The organism is Chamaesiphon sp. OTE_20_metabat_361 (assembly GCF_031364565.1).
This window is the reverse complement of record NZ_JANLWO010000221.1, coordinates 1-6,853: the sequence shown is the minus strand read 5'-3', so window position 1 is coordinate 6,853 and position 6,853 is coordinate 1. Positions and strand designations below refer to the sequence as shown.

General features: G+C 48.3%; 4 protein-coding genes. 2 read left to right on the top strand and 2 right to left on the bottom strand.

Annotation, left to right across the window (positions count from 1 at the left end; all coding sequences use genetic code 11):
• Positions 1-221: 221 nt before the first annotated feature.
• The gene (locus RMO35_RS06315; protein WP_309739407.1) at positions 222-1,022 is read right to left on the bottom strand and encodes a PD-(D/E)XK nuclease family protein; all 801 of its coding nucleotides are present in this window, start codon (positions 1,020-1,022) and stop codon (positions 222-224) included.
• A 200-nt stretch (positions 1,023-1,222) separates the two neighbouring features.
• Positions 1,223-3,853 carry a PBP1A family penicillin-binding protein gene (locus RMO35_RS06310; RefSeq protein WP_309739406.1) on the bottom strand — a complete coding sequence of 877 codons (2,631 nt, stop codon included), beginning with the start codon at positions 3,851-3,853 and terminating at the stop codon, positions 1,223-1,225.
• Positions 3,854-4,024: 171 nt separating this feature from the next.
• Between RMO35_RS06310 and RMO35_RS06305 the strand changes: the two genes are divergently transcribed.
• Both RMO35_RS06305 and RMO35_RS06300 read left to right on the top strand, forming a co-directional pair.
• Entirely contained in the window at positions 4,025-5,239 is a 1,215-nt protein-coding gene (locus tag RMO35_RS06305) for a response regulator (RefSeq protein WP_309739404.1), read from the top strand.
• A 159-nt stretch (positions 5,240-5,398) separates the two neighbouring features.
• Positions 5,399-6,823 (top strand): Hpt domain-containing protein, encoded by a 1,425-nt coding sequence (locus RMO35_RS06300; RefSeq protein ID WP_309739401.1) that lies wholly within the window; start codon positions 5,399-5,401, stop codon positions 6,821-6,823.
• Positions 6,824-6,853 lie beyond the last annotated feature (30 nt).

Here is a 6,853-nt window from a genome sequence, read left to right as displayed (position 1 = left end):
AGGGTACCTTGAATCTCGCTAATTTTACTATTGATACTAACTCGATTTACTAAAGTTGCAATCTCATGACGATCGACCCGAGTGGGATCTACTTGAAATGGTTGGAGGTGTTGGAGCAGCATATATTAATTCGGAACCCGAGCGAGGCTAAGGCGAACATGACCGCACGATCGCATTCGCCGATCGTACTTAATATGCCCAGTTAGTTGGCAGTTATTGAACTATATGCTTTGAGCGTAATCGCAGCCATAGTTAAATTGACAAGCCCGACAATGAATACCAGGATGCGCTGGAAACAGGAGATCGAAAGCATCTGGCTGGTTTTGATATATTTGAAGTTGCTGCTGGTGTAACTGGGCAATTTGGGCTAATTTACGGGCGATTTCTTGCAATCGATCGGGTGTCGCTGTAATCACTTCGGAGCTAGTCATCGTCTCCAGATTGTAAAATGAAGCAACCGCCGCCATGTCGGGGTAGAGATAGCTACAGGCGAGGAGATAGACATCTGCTTGACGCGGATCCGGATCGGCAAGTCCGGTTTTAAAATCGATAATCTGGATATGGCGATCGCTGAGTTTGATAATACAATCAAAAGCGGCAATTAGTTGAAAAGTAGCCCCATCAATCCGAATATCGATCGGTGCGGGAATTGGCTCATCGCCGCGATTGAGGAGGAGAATATCGCGATCGAGCAGCCACGGATCGGCTTGATACTGCTGGAGAATCTGCATCACTCGATCGCGGACTGTCGCTAACTCATAATACAAGTACAAGCGATCGGCAATCCGTTCGCTGCCGCGTGGGTGCTTGAGTAACAGCGGCTGTTGATGAAATTCATAGATCCCTTGTTGGGCTAATTTCCCGACCTTTTGCCAGATTGTCTCCGTGAAAGGTGTGGTTTGGGAACTATCGCTCTTGGACTTTTGAGTCCACCGCCAGCCGCGCTGCATCTGACAGTGGCTATCTTCCCAGCCCAGTGCAGGCTCGAATTGCGACCACAGATGATAGCTAGCAAAGTCCATGAGCGAAAGTTGAAGTAGTCATTAATTCACCCAGAGATAAGTAGGTAGGTGCAATTATTTGTAAAATAGATTATGCCTGAAACCTAGATGGTGGGCAGCGATGCGCGCTCCTCGGCTTTGCCGAGGGTTTAGCGCATCAAGACCGTGCCCACCCTACCTTTTACCCTTTACCTTTTACCTTTTACCTTTTACCCTCTACCCTACTCCTCACTCGATCGGCGACGACGCGAACGACGGGGAGTACTTTCGGAATTACTACTAGTGCCAGCTTCTTCCGAACGGCGGGAACGACGACGGGAATCTTGACTATTATTGCTAGAGTCAGCTTCTTCCGAACGGCGGGAGCGACGAGAGCGACGCGAATCTTGAGAGCTGTTATCGCTAGTCTCTTCAGAGCGGCGACGACGGCGACGGGGCCGATCCTCCGAGTTATTGGTTTTATCATCATCAGCGCGCATACCATCTTTGGGCATCGGCAGATCGCGGCGATAGCGCGGCTTAATCGGATCGAGTTTAAGTTCTGATTTCCGTCTGCTGAGATTGTCAGGACGGGGGAGAAAATTCTGGGCGGGGAAATCTTGGACAGCCGTCTTCATAAACCGCGACCAGGCGTAAGCGGCTGTGCTACTAGCGTTACCCGTGGGGCGGTTGTTATCGTTACCCAGCCAGACGCCCGTAACTAATTGGGGGACGAAGCCAATAAACCACAGATCGCGTTCTTTATCGGTGGTTCCGGTTTTACCCGCGACTGGGCGACCGATTTGGGCGGAGGTTGCCGTGCCTTCATTGACGACGCCGCGCATCATCCAAGTCATAATCGCCGTAGTTCCGGGTTCAAACACTCTGGTGGGTGCGGGTTTACTTTGGTAGAGAATTTCACCTTTTTTATTGGTGACGCGGGTGATGCCGTGGACGGGATTGTGCAGACCCTGGTTGGCAAAGGTGGTGTAGGCACCAGTGATCTCTAATAAATTGACCTCTAATCCACCCAACGCTAGGGAGTAGAAGGGTTCGAGCTTGGATTCGATCCCCATTTTTTTGGCATTGTCGATGACGGGTTGCCAGCCAGTATCGATCAGGATTTTGATGGCGATGATGTTGACTGAATTAATCAGGGCATCGTGCATCGTGATGTAGCCTTTAAACTTTTTGCCTGCATTCTTAGGCTTGTAGCCATCAACGTCGAATGGGGCGTCAAGATAGGATTTATTCGGACTGATTCCACCCGCAATCGCGGTTGCATAAACGATCGGTTTGAAGGTCGATCCGGGCTGGCGTTTAGCTTGGGTAACGCGGTTAAATTGATAAGTTTCAAAGTCGGTACCGCCAACCATCGATCGAATTCCCCCTGTGCGCGGATCGATACTGACCATTGCCGCTTGTCCGAAGGAACCCCGATTGTTACGGACTGTGGAGTTGACGACTTCTTCGGCTTTGGTTTGCCATGCGGGGTTGAGAGTGGTTTCGATGGTTAAGCCGCCTTCTTTGATGGCTTTGGCAGAAATCCGCTGCGGGAGTTCCTGCTCGATGTATTTGGTGAAGTAGCGAGCGGCTTGAAGTTCGCGTTTGAGGGGGCTGCGCTTGGGTTTGAGAGGTTCGGCTTTAGCTGTTGTGGCTTCGGCGGCGGTGATGAATTTGGCCTCAACCATTCGATCTAGTACGAGGTTACGGCGTTGTCTAGCAAATTTGGGATTGACGAAGGGCGAGTATTTATTCGGGGCGGGCGGCATCGCTGCTAAGGTTGCCATTTCTGCCAGGGTGAGTTGGTCTACAGTTTTGCTAAAGTACACCCAGGCGGAGTCGGAAACGCCATAGCTACCTTCCCCGAGATAGACGAGATTGAGATAGCGTTCGAGGATCTGATCTTTAGTCAAGCCGTCTGTCAATCTCTGGGCAATCCGGACTTCCCGCAATTTGCGCCAAAAACTGCGCTCTTGATTGAGATAGACCATCCGCGCCAACTGTTGGTTGATGCTGCTAGCACCTTCGACCAAGTTCTTGGATGTAATATTTTGAACTAATGCCCGCGTGACGCCTTTGTAATCTACGCCGTCATGCTCGTAAAAGCGGCGATCTTCGATCGCGACGAAGGCTTTTTTGAGCTTGTCGGGCATCTGCCAGGTTTTGAGCGTTTCGCGGGTGGCGTTGCCCGTTTGCAGCAAAATGCTGCCATCTACGCCCTTAATCGTCACCGTACCGGGGCGAACATAACTGAGGGCATCCGCTGGCGCGTAATCGCTGACGCTGCGATCGACAAAAACCCACGCTCCCGCCAGTGCCAGACAGCTCAAACCCAAACCGGAGCCAATCCAGAAGCGGCGCTTTTTGTGAAGGGGTTTGGAGCCTTGGAAGGGCTTGGCGAGGGTAGTGCCGATTTTACCAGCAGCCCGACCGACGACTGTGGCAGTTTTACCTGCCGCAATTAAAACTGGCGGCGCTTTTCTGGCTGGGCGAGATTTGTGGGGTGGGGATGCGGGATTGACTGCCAAAGCATCGGAAATTTCTCCTTCAGCGGGGGGGAGATGGGCATCGCTCGATCGCTCTTGTGCATATAAATTGGCGGCAACATCGGCACCATTGACACTATTGCGCGTGGGGCGCTCGGATTCGATCGCGGCGCGACTAGAATGCTCGAAATCGCCAGCATCAGCTAACGGTTGATGATTCTCACGAGGTTTGTCTGCCCCTGTCAGCGGCAATTTCTGGGATATTTCCTTTAACCTAGCGAATAAGTTCAACACGTCAACTCCTAATTTAAATCTGGCAGTCGTAAATACTATTCGATCGCCGTCGTCCAATACCGTCATCTCTGGTACTGCATGAGATGTCATCACCTCGATCCGAGCGACAATCGCTAATGATAATCGAGCATAATAGCGTACTGGGCGATTACTAGGGAATACTAATGAAGACTCTTAAAAATTGGTCTCCACAATTATACTAGACATCTCAATTGTTAAGGATCTAAATTCACTGCCTCGAACATCCCATTTTCCCTCGTAATGAACAACGATCTGCACTATTTGACGGCTACTGACCCACAACATAATGCCATTGGTAGATTTCAGTACCTAAGCTGGGGCGAATTTACTGGTTGCGTGCAGATTTCAGTGGCATCAGGGGCGGCTTGGGAGGTAGTGTTTTACCAAGGACAAATCGTGTGGAGCCTAGATCTAACTCAACCCAATCGACAGTGGCAACGCCTCCTCCGCACTCATGTCGGCTACGAACATATCGGACTCGACTTGCTATATCAAGCCTCCCAGCACAATCCCGCGCGCGGATTGGACGAGCGAGAATGCTGGCAGTATGAAGGCGCATTGACACTAATGATGCTCTCGGAAATCAAATCCTCAGAACTCAGTGCGATGTTAACTACTGCCGCACAAGAGACTATTTTTGACTTAATGCAGTACAGTCAAGGTCAAAAGTTGATGTTTCGATCGCAGCCCGAGATTTTTACCAAGCGACCGCCAATACTAGTCGATACTGAAGAAGCGATCGCCCAGGCTCAGATCGCATGGCAAGAGTGGAAAACTCAGAAATTAGGCAATATCTCCCCCACTAAAACGCCAGTCATCAGACACCCCGTACAACTGTATCGCCAAACCACACCAATTATTTACCAAAATTTAGTTCAGGCAATCTCGGGTAAGCGGACATTACGCGAAATTGCCGTAGAAATTGGTGAAGATTTACTGTTGATCGCCCGCTCGCTCATTCGGTACATTCAAACTGGCATCATCGAATTAGTCGATCTGCCCGATCTTCAAACTCCAGAGATCGGTAATAAGTTACTGCCCGCTACCAAAGTGGGAGCGTCCCCACCATCCCCATCCAAACTGGCAATCTGCATCGATGACAATCCCCAGATTTGCGAAAGTATGCGATTGCTAGTAACTGAGGCTGGGTATCGGTTTATTGCCATTCAAGATGCGACTCAAGCTTTACCGCGCTTACTAGAAAATAAGCCCGACTTGATTTTTCTCGATTTGATTATGCCGAAAATTAACGGTTATGAAATTTGCGGTCAAATTCGGCGAATTTCGGCTTTTACTCAAATTCCGATCGTGATTTTAACGGGTAGAGATGGATTGCTCGATCGGGTGCGCTCTAAAGTAGTTGGTGCTTCCGAATTCACCTGCAAGCCAATTACCAAACAAGCGATCGAAGCCCTATTAAATAAATATCTCAATGCCTCAGTTAAACAATTGTGAGTAGGTGTAATTATCTAAGTAGGTAGATACAATTATTTATCAGATAGGTTATGTCTAAAACCTATCTGGCGGGCACTGCCCACCCTACACGATATCTTATATTAATTACGCCCAGCTACTTAACTATTCACTATCCACTATCCACTATTCACTATCGTCATGAATGACTCCCAAATTCAAGCCCAAGCGTATAGTTATTTTTTAGCTGAAGCACCAGAACTATTGCAAACGATCGAGCATGAAATTCTCACCCTCCCGAGCGAACATACTACTGCCAAAGTCCACAATTTAATGCGGGCGCTGCATACGCTCAAAGGTGCGGCGGCGAATGTCGGCTTGAAGACGATCGAGCAGATCGCGCACAGTTTTGAAGATGTAGCGCGCGTCTTCTATAATTTAGAACTTGAGATCGATGTCTCGATTCAAACTTTACTTCTCAATGGTTACTCGGGATTACAGGAATGCTTGACAGCTCAAGTCACAGAGCGAAAAATCGATGAAGCCGCAATTCTCGATCGGTTAGCTGAGACACTAGATAGTTTAAAGCTAAAACTCGGCGATTGGACTGAGGCAGATATCGCGCTCCCAACCTCGATCGAATTAGGTTTTGATATTGTAGCTTCAATTTTTGAAACTACAATTCAGGAGCAAATTGATGAAGTCGTAGCTGCGATTGCTACTCACGATAATCGAGTCATTCAAGACTGCTTGGAACGAGTAACTGAGATCTGTATCAGTTTGGCAGAATCATTTGAATTACCGGGCTTTTTAGACCTCAACCAAACAATTATCGCCGCAATTACCAACTATCCCGATCGCGCTAACGAAATCGGCTCGATCGCTGTTGTCGATTTACAACAAGCTCAAACTGAGGTCTTAGCAGGCGATCGGACACTGGGCGGTACCACTTCGATCGAGCTTGCTAATCTAGCTAATAAATCAGCCGCAGAGAGACATTTACCCCAAATCGAGTCAAGTGATAAAATTGAGATTTTCGTCAATCGGGAAGCAGAATTAGCCGAATTCCAAGCATTTTTGATAAGCGACAGATTCCGCAAACGGCATGAATTTAGTACCGATAACCAACATCTCTTCAAACAAATTATCGAACTATGTTGGGACTGGTTTCGCCATGAAATTCAACCACCCAATTCACAATTAAATTTAGAGCTACTAGTCAGCGCCGAAGGTTTGGCAGATTTAGATTATATCCATCATTGGGTGGGACTGTTATTACAAGGTCTAAACGCGCCTAGTTTTGGGAGTACGATCGGACAAGTGCCGCGATCCGGTCTTCAGCTCTATCGTCAGTGTTGTATTTATCAAGTCGTATTTGCCGTCGCCAAATACCTGGCGGGGACAGAACCGCATCCCCAGTTTACACCAGAATTTTTAACCGAGTTACGATTGCATCTCCAGCAAACTGTAGATACTTATAAGCAAGGTTTACCAGTGACCGCTAACGAATGCGGTTGGATCGATCGGATTATTCTGCCCCACCACTGGACGACATTACCCGATCGCAGCGGTGAGGATCTACTCTTATCAGAAATCTGGGGACAAGTAGAATTTGGGAATAGCTAAATTAATTGATAATTGATAATTGATAATTGA